The organism is Staphylococcus ratti (assembly GCF_020883535.1).
GTDB lineage: Bacteria > Bacillota > Bacilli > Staphylococcales > Staphylococcaceae > Staphylococcus > Staphylococcus ratti.
On sequence record NZ_CP086654.1, the window covers coordinates 2,095,227 to 2,112,055 of the forward strand.

A 16,829-nucleotide genomic window follows, 5' to 3' on the forward strand; every position below is an offset into this window, starting at 1 on the left:
TATCTCACAGATTATACAAAAATTACTCTGTTAAATCTTTTTGTGATTCTGGAACACTAGATGGTTGCAAATTGACTTTGCGATCAGGAACGTCATCCTCTTCTAAATCACGCATTTCAATTTCATTATCTTGTTCGTCCATCACTTTAACATCTAGACCTAAACTTTGAAGTTCTTTCATCAATACTCGGAATGATTCTGGAACGCTTGGTCTAGAAATATTTTCACCTTTTACGATAGATTCGTAAGTTTTCACACGTCCTACAGTGTCATCTGATTTGTACGTAAGAATTTCTTGTAATGTGTATGCTGCACCGTATGCTTCAAGTGCCCATACCTCCATCTCACCAAATCTTTGTCCACCGAATTGTGCTTTACCACCAAGTGGTTGTTGCGTAACGAGTGAGTAAGGTCCTGTTGAACGCGCGTGTAGTTTATCATCAACCATGTGCGCAAGTTTCAACATGTACATAACCCCTACAGAAATACGGTTATCGAATGGTTCACCTGTACGACCATCGTAAAGGACTGTTTTACCGTCACGTGCCATACCAGCTTCTTCGATTGTTGACCACACATCGTCGTCGTTGGCACCGTCAAAAACTGGTGAAGCAACATGAATACCTAAGTTTTTAGCAGCCATACCTAAGTGTAGCTCTAATACTTGTCCGATATTCATACGTGATGGTACACCAAGTGGGTTTAACATGATATCGATTGGACGTCCATCTGGTAAGTACGGCATATCTTCTTCTGGAACGATTTTAGAGATGACACCTTTGTTACCGTGACGACCACACATCTTGTCCCCTACATGAATTTTACGTTTCTGAACGATATATACACGTACCAGTTGGTTTACACCTGGTGAAAGTGAATCATCGCCATCTTCACGATTGAAAACTTTAACATCAAGAACGATACCGCCAGCACCATGTGGCACACGTAATGATGTATCACGCACTTCACGTGCTTTTTCACCGAAAATCGCGTGTAAAAGACGTTCTTCTGCTGTTAATTCTGTAACCCCTTTAGGCGTAACTTTACCAACTAAGATATCGCCATCTTTTACTTCTGCACCAACATATACGATACCGCGATCATCTAAGTTTTTAAGTGCATTTTCAGAAACGTTTGGAATATCTCGCGTAATTTCTTCTGGTCCGAGTTTCGTGTCACGTGCTTCAGATTCGTATTCTTCAATGTGAATTGAAGTATAGACATCATCTTTCACTAGACGTTCACTCATAATAACGGCATCCTCATAGTTATAACCGTCCCAAGTCATGAAGCCGACAACAACGTTACGACCTAATGCCATTTCACCAAGCTCCATAGAAGGACCATCAGCAAGAATTTCGTTTTTCTCAACGACATCTCCTACGGCAATAATAGGGCGTTGGTTGTAACATGTACCAGAGTTTGAACGCTTAAATTTCGCTAATGGATAGCGATCTAATTCGCCTTCAATCTCTTTGCCATTTTCTTCAATAAGGCGACGGACAAGGATTTCGCTTGATTGAACATGTTCTACACGACCACGGTGTTTTGCAAGTACTGCAGCACCTGAATCACGTGCGGCAACATGTTCCATACCTGTACCTACAAATGGTGACTCTGGGTTTAATAAAGGTACGGCTTGACGTTGCATGTTCGCACCCATTAATGCACGGTTAGAGTCATCATTTTCTAAGAATGGGATACATGCCGTCGCAGCAGAAACAACCTGCTTAGGAGATACGTCCATGTAGTCCATTTTCTCTTTTGCCATTGTTGTATTGTTACCACGGAAACGACAAACAATTTCGTCATCAATAAAGCGACCATTTTCATCTAAACGAGAGTTCGCTTGTGCTACAACGTAACTGTCTTCTTCATCCGCTGTTAAGTAATCAATTTGATCTGTAATCGAATTTGTTTCAAGGTCTACTTTACGGTATGGCGTTTCAATAAAACCAAATTCATTGACACGTGCATAACTTGAAAGTGAGTTGATTAAACCAATGTTTGGACCCTCTGGTGTCTCGATTGGACACATACGACCATAGTGGGAGTAGTGTACGTCACGCACTTCCATTTGAGCACGTTCACGTGTTAAACCACCAGGTCCTAACGCAGATAAACGACGTTTATGTGTTAATTCTGCTAGTGGGTTAGCTTGGTCCATGAATTGTGATAATTGAGAGCTACCAAAGAACTCTTTTACAGATGCAATCACCGGACGGATATTAATCAGTTGTTGTGGTGTGATTGAATCTGTATCTTGGATAGACATTCTTTCACGCACAACACGCTCCATACGTGATAAACCAATGCGGAATTGGTTTTGAAGTAATTCGCCTACAGAACGTAAACGACGGTTACCTAAATGGTCGATATCATCTGTATAACCAATGCCATGTAATAAGTTGAAGAAATAAGACATTGAAGCCACAATATCTGCTGGCGTAATACATTTCACTTCTGAATCAGGGAATGCATTACCAATTACTGTTGTAGTACGCTCTTCATTATCGTTAGGTACGTAAACTTTAATGGATTGAACTTCAACAGGTTCATCAACAATACTATTTGGAAGTTCGTAAACTTGCGCGTTAGCATTTGATTCTAAAACATCCATAATCTCGTCTAATTTACGACGATCTAAAACTGTGCCCTCTTCAGCAACAATTTCACCAGTTTCAGTGTTTACGATAGGCTCAGCTAATTTTTGATTGAATAAACGATGTTTTAAATGTAATTTTTTGTTTGCTTTATAACGTCCTACGCTAGCTAAGTCATAACGTTTAGGGTCAAAGAAACGAGAGTATAAAAGACTCTTCGCATTTTCTACAGTTGGTGGTTCACCTGGGCGTAAACGTTCATAAATTTCAAGCAATGCTTGTTCTGTATTTTCTGTGCTGTCTTTTTCTAATGTATTACGTAAATATTCGTTATCTCCGATTAAATCAATAATTTCTTGATCTGTAGAATAACCTAATGCACGTAATAATACAGTTAATGGTAACTTACGTGTTCTATCGATGCGAACGTATACAACATCTTTAGCATCTGTTTCATATTCCAACCAAGCACCGCGGTTTGGAATTACAGTTGCATCATAGTTCACGCGACCATTTTTATCTAATTTTTCGTTGAAGTATACGGATGGTGAACGTACTAATTGAGACACGATAACGCGTTCTGCACCATTGATTACGAAAGTTCCAGTTTCAGTCATTAATGGGAAATCGCCCATGAATACTTCTTGGTCTTTCACTTCGCCTGTTTCTTTAATAATCAAGCGTACTTTCACACGTAAAGGTGCCGCATACGTCGCGTCACGGTTTTTTGATTCTTCTAAGTCATACTTCGGTTCACCTAATCTATAATCAACAAACTCTAAAGAAAGGTTACCTGTGAAGTCCTCAATCGGAGAAATGTCGCGAAGCATTTCTAAGAGTCCTTCTTTTAAAAACCATTCATATGATTTTGTTTGAATCTCAATTAAATTTGGTAATTCTAATACTTCTGAGATTCTTGCGTAGTTTCTACGTTTACGATGTCTTCCATATTGGACAAATTGACCTGCCAAACAGATTCACCCCTCAAAAATTGTGTGCCTCTTTTATAAAAAGTCTTATGTAACAAGACAAAAAGAAAACGGTTGTTCACTATATGATGACACCATTTTCTATTCTGATTACGTATTTATGAAATGTTACAATGAAACTTTAGCGGTAAAAGTACACACTTATTGAACATAATTTTTTCATCTTAATACTTTATCATATATAGAGGATTAAATCAACCCTTTATACTCTTCAAAATGTGATAACCTTTACTGTTTTTGATAGATTCAACATTCCCAAAAACAGCTTCCATTTTCTTCTTCGCTGAAGGCATACCTTGTTTCTTTTGAATCACTACGTACAAAGCACCTTTAGCTTTAAGACAAGCATGGGCATCTTCTAATATTTTGTGCACGACTTGCTTGCCTGCTCGAATAGGCGGATTTGTTAAAATATAATCTGCTTGCGCTACTTCAATTGCTGATAAACCATCACTTTCCAACACTTTAATATTATGGATGTCGTTTAGACGCGCATTTTTTTCTACTAAAGCAAGTGCACGATGGTTGACATCAAGCATTGTAACCTCATCATATGGTGCCACTTTCGCAAGCATTAAACCTATCGGCCCATATCCGCACCCTACATCAATAATACGTTTCACTTCGCCGGGAGGATGAGCGTTTAGAAATGTTTGAATTAATAAATCAGAACCGAAATCAACACGTTCTCTAGAAAACACACCTGCATCTGTCGTTAAAGTAAGTTGCTGGTGCTCTGTTTCATAAGTGAGTGTTCGTTCGTTCGATTCACTGTCTGGATGTGAATCATAGTAATGACTCATCGCATTCACACCTTTTTAGTATAATATTGATAAAACCCGCTATTTACATGAAATAGCGGGTTTTCACTTATCAAAAGAATTATTTTAATTCTACTGAAGCGCCAACTTCTTCTAATTGTTCTTTAAGTTTTTCAGCTTCTTCTTTAGGTAAACCTTCTTTGATTACGCTTGGAGCGCCGTCAACTAATTCTTTAGCGTCTTTTAATCCTAAGCCAGTAGCTTCTTTAACTGCTTTAACAACTTTGATTTTTGAAGATCCAGCTGAAGTTAACTCAACATCAAATTCAGTTTTTTCTGCTGCTGCTTCTCCACCTGCTGCACCTGCTGCTGCAACTGGTGCTGCTGCAGTTACACCAAATTCTTCTTCAATTGCTTTAACTAAATCGTTTAATTCTAAAACTGACATTTCTTTAATTGCTTCAATGATTTGCTCTTGATTAGCCATTTTTATATTCCTCCGTTATTTTAAAATTTATTTTTTACGCCATGTAAATGAGATTATTCTGCGTTTTCTTCTTTGCTTTCACCGACAGCTTTAACTGCATAAGCGAAGTTGCGCATTGGTGCTTGTAATACTGATAATAGCATAGAAACAAGACCTTCGTGTGATGGTAAAGAACCCACTGTCTTAACTTGGTCAGCAGAGATAACGTTCCCTTCCATAACACCTGATTTAATTTCTAAAGCTTCGTGTTCTTTTGCGAATCCAGCGATAACTTTAGCTGGTGCAACAACATCTTCAGTTGTGAATGCGATAGCAGTAGGACCTGCTAAAAATTCATCTAAACCTTCGATACCTGCTTTTTCAGCTGCACGACGTAACATTGTGTTTTTGTATACTTTATACTGAACACCTGCTTCACGTAATTGTTTACGTAATTCAGTTACTTCTGCTACTGTTAAACCACGGTAGTCAACAACAACTGTTGAAACTGAACTTTTCAGTTGCTCAGCAATTTCATCAACATGTTGCTTTTTAGCTTCAATAATTCCAGACATTTAGACACCTCCATCAAAATAATTTGGTGCTTTGTAAATTTGTTATACAACAAATAAAAAAGCACTTTTTACCCACAGCAAAAAGTGCTTGAATGTTTATCACGTTCAAGTCAATTTTAGCCTCGGTAGGATCATAGATTAAGTTCTCAAAGAACTCCTACTGTCTTAGGTAAAATATACAACATATATAAATATAACGGCTTTTGTGTAAATAGTCAACCGTTATTTTATTAAATTAATCAAAAATGTAGGAGTCGGGACATTTCTTATCCTAACTCCTAAAATCTATCGTTGCGTTTATGATTAGTTTAATTTAAAGCTAGAAGTATCTACTTTAATACCAGGACCCATAGTTGTTGTTACAGCTACAGACTTGAAGTACGTACCTTTAGCTGAAGATGGTTTCGCTTTCGCTAATACATCTTGTAAAGTTTTGAAGTTGTCCACTAATTTGTCAGTATCGAATGATACTTTACCAATTGAAGCGTGGATAATACCTGCTTTTTCAGCACGGTATTCAACTTTACCTGCTTTAATCTCTTCAACAGCTTTTTTAACGTCCATTGTTACTGTACCTGTTTTAGGGTTAGGCATTAAACCTTTAGGCCCTAATACACGACCTAATTTACCAACTTCGCCCATCATATCTGGTGTTGCTACTACAACATCGAAGTCGAACCAACCTTGTTGGATTTTGTTTACATATTCAGCATCGCCTACGTAGTCAGCACCTGCTGCCTCTGCTTCTGCAATTTTGTCGCCTTTAGCGAACACTAATACACGTTGTGATTTACCAGTACCGTGTGGTAATACTACTGCACCACGGATTTGTTGGTCGTTTTTACGTGTATCAATACCTAAACGGAATGCAACTTCAACAGAAGCATCGAAGTTAGCAACGCTTGTTTCTTTAGCTAAGCTGATTGCTTCTTCTACTGAGTAGAATGCTTGACGATCAACTTTGCTTAGAGCTTCTTGATACTTTTTACCTTTTTTAGCCATAGTTTTTTCCTCCTTTAGTGGTTTTAGCGGAATGTCCTCCCACGTTGGGAGCGGGACAGAAATCTTATTATCTTCAATGATTTCGGCGCCCCGCCCCTCGAGCATAGATAACAGGTAACGTTTAATATGCTATCTATGTTTGTCTTTCATCCGATGGTGTGACACCATATCGAGTATGCATACATTTGAAATGTATGAACAGACATTTATCTTGTTTGCTTTATATGTCGTTATTTACGAGAATTACTCAACGATGATACCCATGCTACGTGCAGTACCTTCTACGATACGCATAGCCGCTTCTTCGTCAGCAGCGTTTAAGTCAGGCATTTTAGTGTTAGCAATTTCACGTACTTGATCTTTAGTTACTGTAGCAACTTTGTTTTTATTTGGCTCACCAGAACCTTTTTCAATACCAGCTGCTTTTTTAAGTAATACTGCTGCAGGTGGTGTTTTAGTGATGAATGTAAATGAACGATCTTCATATACATAAATCTCAACCGGAATAATTAAACCTGCTTGTTCTTGCGTACGTGCGTTGAATTCCTTTGTGAAAGCCATAATGTTCACACCGGCTTGACCTAATGCAGGACCAACTGGTGGTGCTGGGTTTGCTTTACCTGCTGGAATTTGTAACTTAACTACTTTTTCTACTTTTTTAGCCACGATGTGCACCTCCTTGATATCGTGATGTGGTCACAGGGCTCAGTTTTGCCCTCCCACTCATTTAACATTTCGTGACGAAATGTAGCGCTATTTACGCGCGACTTCGTTATTATAACATTTGTAAAATCACTTGACAACAAAAATTTTAGAAGCAAAAAAAGAAATCTAGGAGCGATGTCTCTCTTTTCTTTTTAAATGCAACAAACAAAATAAGGAGCGTAGACATTTCCATGCCTCACTCCTCTACAGCAACAATGAGATTATAATTTTTCGATTTGATCAAATTCAACTTCTACAGGTGTCTCGCGTCCGAACATATCTACAAGCACTGTCAATTTGAACTTATTCGTTTCGATTTCATCAATTTCTCCAACTTGGTTCGCAAATGGCCCAGAAGTAATGCGTACCTGTTCACCAAGTTCAACTTCTACATCAATTGTTTTTTCTTTCATACCCATCTGTTTCAAGATGAAGCGTGCCTCTTCAGGTAATAATGGGTTTGGCTTTGAGCCAGCACCAGCAGAACCAACAAAACCAGTAACGCCCGGCGTGTTACGAACTACATACCAAGATTCGTCTGTCATAATCAATTCCACTAAAACATAGCCAGGGAACGTTTTCTTTGTTTGTTTTTTTGCTTTGCCATCTTTGACTTGTGTTTCCTCTTCTTCTGGAATCACAACTCTAAAAATTTGCTCAGTCATGTTCATAGACTCAACACGCTTTTCTAAATTCTTTTTCACTTTATTTTCGTAACCTGAGTAGGTATGAACGGCATACCAACGTTTAGCCCCTAACTCTTCAGACATGCTGACAACTCCTCATTTCTATTTTATCAATTCAATAATTTGGCCAATACCAATATCTAGACCCCAGAAGAATACTAAGAAAAACATTACTGTAAACACAACGATTGCTGTGTATTTCACAAGTTCCGTCCCGGTTGGCCAACTTGTTTTCTCCATTTCTGATTTAACGCCTTGGAAGAAGTTTTCTTTTTTAGCCATTTGGATTCCCTCCAATTTCAATAGTAATCACGTTTTGAATCTATCACGTCGCACCCGTAATGTGCAGTGGATTATTTCGACTCTTTATGCAATGTGTGCGTCTGACATGTCGCACAGAACTTTTTAAGCTCGAGTCGTGTCGTATGATGGTTTGATTTAGGTACATGATAATTACGATTGCCACACTTTTCGCAGTTGAGTGGTACTTTTTTCACATTAACTCACCTTACTCCTATAATACCAGTTTACTATACATAAGATTGTGTTCAATTGTCAAACAACTTTTGTAGGCTTTAATGGATTTCCTTATTTTGTAATAATCGCCCTTTTAATTTTTTCCTCAAACGATAAATCGCATTGTATACCCGTTTCGCAGGTATGCCAAGTTCGCTTGCAATTTCATTAGGCGTCCATTCTTCAATAAGATACTCCAATATTTCCAACTCGAATTCACTTAATATTTGTGCAGCACGTTTCGTTTCTGCTAAATCTTCCTTTAACATTGAAAAGCCTTGTGTCTTTTTGATGCGCCCCTCATAGTGCATTTCAAACTCTTCTATAAAATGAGTCATCGATGTTTGGTAATAAGCACGTTTGCGTCGATAGTCCATTTTCTTATAAAAAAGCGTTTTATTAATGTAGTGTTCTAATGGCACATCTAAATGAAATTCTGGTTGGCATATTTTTCGATATACTGCCCAAACCGTTTCTTGTACAATATCTTCAAAGTCTTGTGGTGTAATACGGTAATCATTGATACCAACCATTGCACAGCGTCTCACTGTTCTAATGAACTCGTGTAATGCCTCAGGTCGATTCGCTTTGAGATTGAGTACAAAGTTCTTAAAATCAGCTTGTTGTGTGGGCTTTAAACGCAATTAAAATTCCTCGCCTTCACTCGATTTTTATCATCATATCGAGTGTGGCCAATGCAAATCAAGCTCCCATTTCGTTACTTTTCAGTCTCTCCACGTCTAATCTTTTCAAATTCTGATAAGACATCAGCAGACAGTTGAATTCTCGTTCGTGGTTTACGCGCTTCAAATGTAGAAATAGATTGAGAAACGTGTGTTTCATTCTCTTTCAAATCTTTCCACATTTCCCTTGATGACATACGATACGCACCTGTTCCAAAAATTGCATGTTGTTCGCTCATATCACTCGTTACTACAGTAATATGCGTCGTGTACTTATTATAGATATTATGTACATAGCGTTCTATAAAACTATCTGCCGTTTCATTTTCTTTTGTAAATACAACATGCACCCCATGATACACCGTTTCAGTTTGAGGCGTCTCTGTGTCATAAGCATCAAACACACATATGACTTTACCTTTCATATGTGCGTTGTAGTTAGATATCGCAATGAGCAATTGTTCTCGCGCTTCCTCAAGATTCTCTTTAGCATAACGACTTAATTCCGGAGATTGCCCTATCATATTATAGCCATCAATTATTACGTAATAATCTATCATGCGTTTTGGTCACCACCAGGGGCAAGACGTTTACGCAACACTTCATACATTAATAAACTTGCTGCAACAGAGGCATTTAAGCTATTCACGTGGCCAACCATTGGAATTTTAATGTAAAAGTCACACTTTTCTTTTACACGCTTACTCATCCCTTGCCCCTCACTACCAATCACAATAGCTAGTGGCATATCTGCTTGCATGTGACGATAATCCGTTGCATTATTCGCTTCTGCACCAGCAACCCAATACCCCTGTTCTTTAAGTGTATCTATCGTTTGTGAAAGATTCGTCACTCGAATCACAGGGACGTGCTGAATGGCACCTGTAGATGCTTTAGCTACCGTTTGCGTTAAGGCAACAGATCTTCTTTTAGGAATGATAATACCGTCAACACCAGTAGCGTCAGCAGTTCTTAATATTGATCCAAGATTGTGTGGATCTTCAAGACCATCTAATATCATGACCGTCGATAACGCTTCTTTTTGAGCTTGTTTCTCTAAAAACGTTTCTAAAGGTTCATACTCGTATGGTGCTACGTAGGCCGCAACACCTTGATGGGGCGCATTTGAAATTTGGTCTAATTTGGACTTTGGCACTGCTTGGACCACAAGTTTTTGAGATTTTGCAGATTTTAAAATATCTTCAATTTGTTGTTTTTTAACGCCTTCTTGAATGAGCACCTTATTGATAGCATGTCCAGATTGAATGGCTTCTCTTACGGCATGACGTCCCACTATAATTTCTGTTTCCAATTGATTCAACTCCTTTCTTCTACTAATGTAACGATGGTTTCAAGCAATTGTTCCAACCTTGTCGTTTGACCGTCCAAATATAAATATCCTATCACCGCTTCTAACGCAGAGCTTTTTCGATAAGTTTGAATGTCTGTGTTTTTCGCTTTCGTATAACTTTTCGCATTGCGTCCACGTTTTAACACATCATTTTCTTCTTCTGTAAACCACGTATGCTCTATTAATGCTTCTAACGTCACGGCTTGACTTTTAGCTGATACAAAGCGCTTGGCTTCTTGATGTAGCCGATTTGGTTTACTATGTTGTTTCAAAATAATATACGTTCGAACATGTTGATCTAATACCGCATCGCCTACATAAGCTAAAGATAACGGATTTAGAAGTTTGGCATTTGTTGGTTTATCCACGTTTAAACCTCACACCTTGTGGCGTATCTTCTAAAATGATATTTTGCGCTTTCAATTGGTCACGAATTTCATCTGCTCGAGCAAAGTTTTTCGCTTTTCTTGCTTCATTGCGCTCTTCGATTAATTTTTCAATTTCTTCGTCCAATAATTCCTCCGTTTTGTTTGAAACGAGTGGGACGCCTAACACATCACTAAAGATTTCAAAGACCGCCTTAAAACGTGCGATAACTTGCGTTGACGTTTGGTTTTCAAGTAAATATTTATTCGCTAATTTTACTAAATCATACCATGCTGTAATCGCATTCGCCGTATTAAAGTCATCATTCATGACTTTTTCAAATTGCGCTAATATCTCATCAATACGTTCCATATAAGCCGTTCCATCATTAAGGTCAGTGGCTACAGCTTCACGTTCCATTAGTGATTGATAACTATTACGAATGCGCTCTAATCCACTACGCGCCGCTTCAACTAATTCAATATTGTAGTTGATAGGGCTTCGGTAATGCACACTAATCATAAAGAAACGCAGAACATCTGGGTCAATTTCTTTAATAATATCGTGTACTAAAATAAAGTTTCCTAATGATTTACTCATTTTTTCATTATCAATGTTAATAAATCCATTGTGCATCCAATAGTTTGCGAAAGGCGCGTGATTATGTGCTTCTGATTGCGCTATTTCATTTTCATGATGAGGAAACTGTAAATCACTTCCCCCTGCGTGAATATCAATCGTTGGACCAAGCTTTTCAAAAGCCATGACCGAACATTCGATATGCCATCCTGGACGTCCTTCACCAAAAGGACTGTCCCAGCTAATTTCACCAGGCTTTGCTTTTTTCCATAAAGTAAAGTCAAGTGCGTCTTCTTTTTGTTCACCTTGCTCAATACGTGCTCCTACTTTTAAATCATTAAGCGATTGGTGGCTTAATTTGCCGTAGTCCTCAAACTTGCGCGTACGGAAATAAACGTCTCCACCACTTTCGTATGCATATCCTTGATCAACTAAGTTTTGAATGAATTTAATAATGTCATCCATGTGTTCCATAACACGTGGATTTGAAGTTGCCTTTTTAATATTTAATGCTGCCGTGTCTTCATGAAAGGCTTGAATATAGCGGTCTGCAATTTCTGGAACAGATTCTCCTAATTCGCGAGAACGTTTAATCAATTTATCGTCTACGTCTGTAAAATTCGAAACATAATCCACTTCATACCCTTGATATTCGAAATAACGGCGCACTACGTCGTAGTTAATAGCCGGACGTGCATTACCGATATGAATATAGTTATAAACCGTCGGACCACAAACATACATTTTAACTTTTCCAGGTTCTAAAGGTTTAAACACTTCTTTTTGTCGTGTGAGCGTATTATATAATGTAATCATCTTTAATCTCTCCATTTTTAGTTTGTTCAAGTTGTCGTTCGAGCTGTTTTAATTGTTCATAAATCGGATCCGGTAAATTAAGATGGTCAAAAGTTTTACCTATACGTTGACCGTCTTGTCGCACAATGCGCCCAGGGATACCTACAACCGTGGTATAGCTTGGAACATCTCTTAATACAACAGAATTCGCACCAATGTTCACATTTGAATCTATTTTAATATTTCCTAACACTTTTGAACCTGCCGCAATAAGTACATTATCACCAATATCCGGATGACGTTTGCCTTTTTCTTTCCCTGTACCACCAAGCGTCACACCTTGATAAATGGTCACATTATCACCAATTGTACATGTTTCACCGATAACAACGCCCATGCCATGGTCGATAAATAAGCGACGACCAATTTTTGCGCCTGGGTGAATTTCAATTCCTGTAAAAAATCGCGAAACCTGAGAAATCCCACGTGCCAAAGTGTAATATTTTTTATTGTATAAACGATGTGCAATCAAATGTGACCACACCGCATGTAACCCGGCATACGTCGTAATCACTTCAAATGTAGAGCGCGCGGCTGGGTCTTGTTCAAAAACCATTTTTACATCATCCAGTATTCTTCTTATCACAGCAAATCCTCCTTTAAAACCAAAAGCACCCCCAACAAATTTGTCAGAGGTGCTTTGTGCACGGTTCCACTCTTAATTAGTACGGCTCACTTGCGTACTCACTTTATTAGTTTATTCAACTGCGCTTAATAAAGGTGCATTCGACAAAATTTGTGGTGTGCTCGCAGCGACCGCACACTCTCTGAGTCACATCATTTGTTTACTTATCCTTTATGTTTAAAATCACTTTTATCGTATGTTATTTACCTAATGAATGCAAGTTAAAAACTCACTCTTTTGCTATTTGTTAAAGCTAAGGTGTGTCATTCGTGATCACACTATAACAACTGTTGAATGCGTTTTAAAACTTTATCTTTTCCAAGCACTTCCATTGTATTTGGTAACTCTGGACCATGCATTTGTCCTGTTACTGCTACACGGATTGGCATAAATAATTGTTTACCTTTAATGCCTGTTTCTTTTTGAACTGCTTTAATCGTCTTTTTAATTTCAGCAGCTTCAAATGGCTCTAATGTTTCAAGTTTGTGATATAGCACATTCATTAATTCAGGAACTTGTTCGCCATTTAAAACGTCTTGAGAGGCTTCATCTAACTCTTTTTCGTCTCTAAAGAACAGCTCAGATAATGGAACAATTTCGCCTGCATAACTCATTTGTTCTTGATATAACGCAACAAGTTTACGTCCCCAATCTAATTCGGCTTCTGATGGCGATTCTGGTAATAATCCCGCTTTAATCATATGCGGCAATGTCATCTCAAATACCGTTTCTGTATCTTTTTCTTTCATGTATTGATTGTTAATCCACTCTAACTTTTGCTTGTCAAAAAACGCTGGTGATTTTGACAAACGCTTTTCAGTGAAAATATCAATAAATTGTTGTTTGCTGAAGATTTCTTCTTCCCCTTCTGGAGACCAACCTAGCAAACCAATAAAATTAAACAAAGCTTCTGGTAAGTAACCTAAATCACGATACTGTTCGATAAATTGTAAAATTTGACCATCACGTTTACTTAATTTTTTACGTTGCTCATTAACGATTAATGTCATATGTGCAAAACGTGGTGGTTCCCATCCAAATGCTTCATAAATCATTAATTGTTTTGGCGTATTTGAAATGTGATCGTCACCGCGAATAACATCAGAAATTTCCATGTAATGGTCATCGACAGCTACTGCGAAGTTGTACGTTGGAATGCCGTCTTTTTTAACGATTACCCAATCGCCAAAGTTATCTGATTCAAATGATACTTCGCCTTTAACCATATCATCGAACTTGTAAGTTTTGTCTTGAGGGACGCGAAATCGAATAGATGGTTTACGTCCTTCAGCTTCAAATTGTTGACGCTCTGCTTCAGTAAGATGTGCATGTTGACCACCGTAGCGCGGCATTTCCCCACGTTCAATTTGAGCTTCACGTTCCGCTTCTAATTCATCTTCTGTCATGTAGCACTTGTACGCTTTATCTTCAGCTAACAATTGGTCAATTAACGGTTGATAAATATGACCACGCTCTGACTGACGATAAGGACCATAACCTTTATCTTGATCTACAGATTCATCCCAATCTAAACCTAACCATTTTAAATTATCAAACTGTGACGATTCACCGTCTTCTAAATTACGTTTTGTATCTGTATCTTCAATACGAATTACAAAATCGCCACCGTAATGTTTTGCGAATAAATAGTTAAATAATGCTGTACGTGCATTACCAATATGCAAATAACCTGTCGGACTTGGTGCATATCTTACTCTTACTCGGTTACTCATTTCGTTCACTCCTGTTTTCAATTTCAATATTTTTATTATATCACGTGACATAAGACATGCCTATATCGTTCCATACATCTTATTATATGATGTTACATTTGCGAAAGAGAGACGATCGCTTGTGCAGCAATACCTTCTTCACGCCCGGTGAATCCAAGCTTTTCACTTGTCGTCGCTTTCACATTGACACGTCCAATTTCCACTTCAAATAACTCTGCAATCACTTGGCGCATCGTATCAATGTGGGGGCGGAATTTAGGTTTTTCAGCAATAATTGTCGCATCAATATTATTGATAACGTAGCCTTCTTTTTTTACAGCTTCATAGGCTTCACGCAGTAGGTTTTTAGAATCTGCATCTTTGAAATTAGGGTCTGTGTCAGGAAAGAGCTTGCCGATGTCCCCTAACGCACACGCACCTAACATCGCGTCTGTAATGGCATGTAATAAAACATCTGCATCACTGTGCCCTTTTAAACCTTGAGTGTGCGGTACTTCAATGCCTCCAATAATTAAAGGCCTAGCAGCATCGAATGCATGAACGTCATAACCTAATCCAACTCTATACATGATTTTCATTACTCCTTTTATTTAAAAATGCACGACCTATCCATAAATCTTCTTCCGTCGTCATTTTAATATTTTCATATTCTCCTTCGACAACGTGAACAGCGTTGCCTGCATACTCAAGTAAGCTGCCGTCATCCGTGCCTTCAAACTTCTCTTGTTGAGCGACTGTATACGCATTGAATAACGTTTGATACGTCGCGCCTTGAGGGGTTTGAATTTGCCACAATTTTGTTCGTTCCAACGTCTGTGCCACTGCGTCGTTTTCCACTACTTTAATCGTATCTTTTGCTTTAACACCTACAACTGCTGCGCCTTGAGATTGAATGATGTCAATTAGCTTATGTATCGTATGATGAGATACGAATGGGCGCGCACCGTCATGAACTAAAATAACGTCATCTTGCTTTACATCGATTGCGCGTAAAACACAGTGAATACTTTCTTGTCGTGTATCGCCCCCTTCGATAAGGGTTGTCACTTTATCAAATTTTTTACATAGCGCGTTCATATGTTCAAAATCTCTAGGGTGAATCGCCAAATGAATTGCTTGGCATGCATCGTCCGATTGAAATACGTTTAACGTGTGCGCTAATAAAGGCGCGCCTTCTAGTTCGATAAACAACTTATTGTATGCGCGATTCATACGTGTGCCTTTCCCTGCTGCAGGAATGATGACATGATAATGTTGCATTATGTTTCCTCCACCTTTTTCGCGAAAATAATACGACCTGAAGCAGTTTGAAGCATACTGATTACTTCAAGTAGTAACGTTTCGTTAATGTGTTGTTTTGCATCATCCACAACCACCATCGTTCCATCTTCAAAATAGCCGACACCTTGGCCAGGTTCTTTTCCGACTTTAGTAATCATTAAATTGAAACGATCGCCTTGATGGACTTCCGGCTTAATCGCGTCTGACAAATCATTCACATTAAGCACCTTGATATCTTGAATCGCACATACGCGATTCAAGTTATAATCTGTCGTGATCACATGCGCGCGGTAATGTTGCGCAAGTTTAATGATTAATGCATCAATATCATGATGACTTTTTTGAGGATAAATAATCCGTGTCGGATGTTTAGAGTCATGAATGGCATTTAAAATTTCTAGTCCTCTACGTCCTTTGTCGCGTTTGATACTGTCGTTCGCATCTGCAACCACTTGCAGTTCATTAATAACACCTTGAGGAATTAAGATTTCTCCATCGATAAATCCTGCTTCCATAATTTTATAAATTCGACCATCGATAATTGCACTGGTATCAATAATTTTAGGCACTGCATTACGCGCATTGATCGACATAGATCGTGCCATATTTTCAGGCAAAAACAACAACATCTCGTCACGCTTTTTTAATCCAAATTGAAACCCTAAATAACCAAGCACCAATGTCGTAATAATAGGAACTATTCGATCAACTAAATCTGTACCAATAAATTTTAAAATAAAAGAAATCATAACTGAAATCATCAAACCCGTAAACAAACCAATGGTAGCAAAAATAATTTCAATAGCACTGTAGCTCAATATAAACTGTTCTGCATTTTTAAACATATAAGCAATGCGCGGAATAAACCAACCAAAAATAAGAAAGAAAACAAGCATGCCTATCATCGCAGTCACATAGCTATTTTCCATAATGGGGGGATGACTTACATGAAAATCGATTAGTATGCCAGGGATTAAGAAAAGCCCTAACACACTCCCGATAATCATGTAGGAAATGACAACTAAAAATTTAACAAAATCCATCTTAAACCTC

At 38.2% G+C, this 16,829-nt stretch carries 19 protein-coding genes and 1 other annotated feature; all 19 genes read right to left on the minus strand.

Translation table 11 applies throughout. From position 1 onward, the window contains the following. Positions 1 to 22 precede the first annotated feature (22 nt). Complete coding sequence (gene rpoB / locus LN051_RS10250; RefSeq protein ID WP_229292426.1) at positions 23 to 3,574, minus strand: DNA-directed RNA polymerase subunit beta; 3,552 nt, start codon at positions 3,572 to 3,574, stop codon at positions 23 to 25. Positions 3,575 to 3,786: 212 nt separating this feature from the next. After that, positions 3,787 to 4,395, minus strand: a complete 609-nt coding sequence (locus LN051_RS10255) for a class I SAM-dependent methyltransferase (RefSeq protein ID WP_229292427.1) — start codon at positions 4,393 to 4,395, stop codon at positions 3,787 to 3,789. Positions 4,396 to 4,474: 79 nt separating this feature from the next. Continuing rightward, positions 4,475 to 4,840, minus strand: a complete 366-nt coding sequence (gene rplL / locus LN051_RS10260) for a 50S ribosomal protein L7/L12 (RefSeq protein WP_229292428.1) — start codon at positions 4,838 to 4,840, stop codon at positions 4,475 to 4,477. A gap of 53 nt (positions 4,841 to 4,893) precedes the next feature. Further along, positions 4,894 to 5,394: a 50S ribosomal protein L10 gene (gene rplJ, locus LN051_RS10265; RefSeq protein WP_229292429.1), complete on the minus strand. Its 501-nt coding sequence runs from the start codon at positions 5,392 to 5,394 to the stop codon at positions 4,894 to 4,896. Positions 5,395 to 5,440: 46 nt separating this feature from the next. Continuing rightward, positions 5,441 to 5,582 (minus strand) — a sequence feature (ribosomal protein L10 leader region). A gap of 115 nt (positions 5,583 to 5,697) precedes the next feature. Beyond that, complete coding sequence (rplA, locus tag LN051_RS10270; protein WP_105962898.1) at positions 5,698 to 6,396, minus strand: 50S ribosomal protein L1; 699 nt, start codon at positions 6,394 to 6,396, stop codon at positions 5,698 to 5,700. A gap of 243 nt (positions 6,397 to 6,639) precedes the next feature. After that, complete coding sequence (gene rplK / locus LN051_RS10275; protein WP_037566312.1) at positions 6,640 to 7,062, minus strand: 50S ribosomal protein L11; 423 nt, start codon at positions 7,060 to 7,062, stop codon at positions 6,640 to 6,642. Positions 7,063 to 7,322: 260 nt separating this feature from the next. Beyond that, on the minus strand, positions 7,323 to 7,871 hold the full coding sequence (gene nusG, locus LN051_RS10280; protein WP_229292430.1) for a transcription termination/antitermination protein NusG: 549 nt from the start codon (positions 7,869 to 7,871) through the stop codon (positions 7,323 to 7,325). Between the two features lie 18 nt (positions 7,872 to 7,889). Continuing rightward, entirely contained in the window at positions 7,890 to 8,069 is a 180-nt protein-coding gene (secE, locus tag LN051_RS10285) for a preprotein translocase subunit SecE (protein WP_229292431.1), read from the minus strand. A gap of 71 nt (positions 8,070 to 8,140) precedes the next feature. After that, complete coding sequence (rpmG, locus tag LN051_RS10290) at positions 8,141 to 8,284, minus strand: 50S ribosomal protein L33 (protein WP_229292432.1); 144 nt, start codon at positions 8,282 to 8,284, stop codon at positions 8,141 to 8,143. A 78-nt stretch (positions 8,285 to 8,362) separates the two neighbouring features. After that, a complete protein-coding gene (locus LN051_RS10295; RefSeq protein ID WP_229292433.1) occupies positions 8,363 to 8,947 on the minus strand; it encodes a sigma-70 family RNA polymerase sigma factor in 585 nt (194 codons plus the stop codon). Between the two features lie 74 nt (positions 8,948 to 9,021). Then, positions 9,022 to 9,546 (minus strand): NYN domain-containing protein, encoded by a 525-nt coding sequence (locus LN051_RS10300; RefSeq protein WP_229292434.1) that lies wholly within the window; start codon positions 9,544 to 9,546, stop codon positions 9,022 to 9,024. Further along, positions 9,543 to 10,298 (minus strand): 23S rRNA (guanosine(2251)-2'-O)-methyltransferase RlmB, encoded by a 756-nt coding sequence (rlmB, locus tag LN051_RS10305; RefSeq protein ID WP_229292435.1) that lies wholly within the window; start codon positions 10,296 to 10,298, stop codon positions 9,543 to 9,545. The genes LN051_RS10300 and rlmB overlap by 4 nt, the downstream gene beginning before the upstream one ends. Before the next feature lie 5 nt (positions 10,299 to 10,303). After that, positions 10,304 to 10,705, minus strand: coding sequence for a Mini-ribonuclease 3 (locus tag LN051_RS10310; protein WP_229292436.1), 402 nt, complete (start codon positions 10,703 to 10,705; stop codon positions 10,304 to 10,306). Beyond that, a complete protein-coding gene (gene cysS / locus LN051_RS10315; protein ID WP_229292437.1) occupies positions 10,698 to 12,098 on the minus strand; it encodes a cysteine--tRNA ligase in 1,401 nt (466 codons plus the stop codon). Before cysS ends, LN051_RS10310 begins: the two co-directional genes overlap by 8 nt. Continuing rightward, a complete protein-coding gene (gene cysE, locus LN051_RS10320; protein ID WP_274704561.1) occupies positions 12,082 to 12,723 on the minus strand; it encodes a serine O-acetyltransferase in 642 nt (213 codons plus the stop codon). The genes cysS and cysE overlap by 17 nt, the downstream gene beginning before the upstream one ends. Before the next feature lie 317 nt (positions 12,724 to 13,040). After that, a complete protein-coding gene (gene gltX, locus LN051_RS10325; protein WP_229292438.1) occupies positions 13,041 to 14,495 on the minus strand; it encodes a glutamate--tRNA ligase in 1,455 nt (484 codons plus the stop codon). Between the two features lie 92 nt (positions 14,496 to 14,587). After that, positions 14,588 to 15,064 (minus strand): 2-C-methyl-D-erythritol 2,4-cyclodiphosphate synthase, encoded by a 477-nt coding sequence (gene ispF, locus LN051_RS10330; protein ID WP_229292439.1) that lies wholly within the window; start codon positions 15,062 to 15,064, stop codon positions 14,588 to 14,590. Next, on the minus strand, positions 15,057 to 15,755 hold the full coding sequence (gene ispD / locus LN051_RS10335; protein WP_229292440.1) for a 2-C-methyl-D-erythritol 4-phosphate cytidylyltransferase: 699 nt from the start codon (positions 15,753 to 15,755) through the stop codon (positions 15,057 to 15,059). The genes ispF and ispD overlap by 8 nt, the downstream gene beginning before the upstream one ends. After that, entirely contained in the window at positions 15,755 to 16,819 is a 1,065-nt protein-coding gene (locus tag LN051_RS10340) for a PIN/TRAM domain-containing protein (protein WP_229292441.1), read from the minus strand. Before LN051_RS10340 ends, ispD begins: the two co-directional genes overlap by 1 nt. Positions 16,820 to 16,829 lie beyond the last annotated feature (10 nt).

What these genes read in the sequence shown, in the direction of transcription:
- gltX (WP_229292438.1), bottom strand. Translation starts at nt 14,495, where the DNA reads ATGAGTAACCGAGTAAGAGTAAGATATGCACCAAGTCCGACAGGTTAT.
- rplJ (WP_229292429.1), bottom strand. Translation starts at nt 5,394, where the DNA reads ATGTCTGGAATTATTGAAGCTAAAAAGCAACATGTTGATGAAATTGCT.
- LN051_RS10300 (WP_229292434.1), bottom strand. Translation starts at nt 9,546, where the DNA reads ATGATAGATTATTACGTAATAATTGATGGCTATAATATGATAGGGCAA.
- ispD (WP_229292440.1), bottom strand. Translation starts at nt 15,755, where the DNA reads ATGCAACATTATCATGTCATCATTCCTGCAGCAGGGAAAGGCACACGT.
- rplL (WP_229292428.1), bottom strand. Translation starts at nt 4,840, where the DNA reads ATGGCTAATCAAGAGCAAATCATTGAAGCAATTAAAGAAATGTCAGTT.
- rplA (WP_105962898.1), bottom strand. Translation starts at nt 6,396, where the DNA reads ATGGCTAAAAAAGGTAAAAAGTATCAAGAAGCTCTAAGCAAAGTTGAT.
- LN051_RS10255 (WP_229292427.1), bottom strand. Translation starts at nt 4,395, where the DNA reads ATGAGTCATTACTATGATTCACATCCAGACAGTGAATCGAACGAACGA.
- nusG (WP_229292430.1), bottom strand. Translation starts at nt 7,871, where the DNA reads ATGTCTGAAGAGTTAGGGGCTAAACGTTGGTATGCCGTTCATACCTAC.
- ispF (WP_229292439.1), bottom strand. Translation starts at nt 15,064, where the DNA reads ATGTATAGAGTTGGATTAGGTTATGACGTTCATGCATTCGATGCTGCT.
- cysS (WP_229292437.1), bottom strand. Translation starts at nt 12,098, where the DNA reads ATGATTACATTATATAATACGCTCACACGACAAAAAGAAGTGTTTAAA.
- LN051_RS10340 (WP_229292441.1), bottom strand. Translation starts at nt 16,819, where the DNA reads ATGGATTTTGTTAAATTTTTAGTTGTCATTTCCTACATGATTATCGGG.
- secE (WP_229292431.1), bottom strand. Translation starts at nt 8,069, where the DNA reads ATGGCTAAAAAAGAAAACTTCTTCCAAGGCGTTAAATCAGAAATGGAG.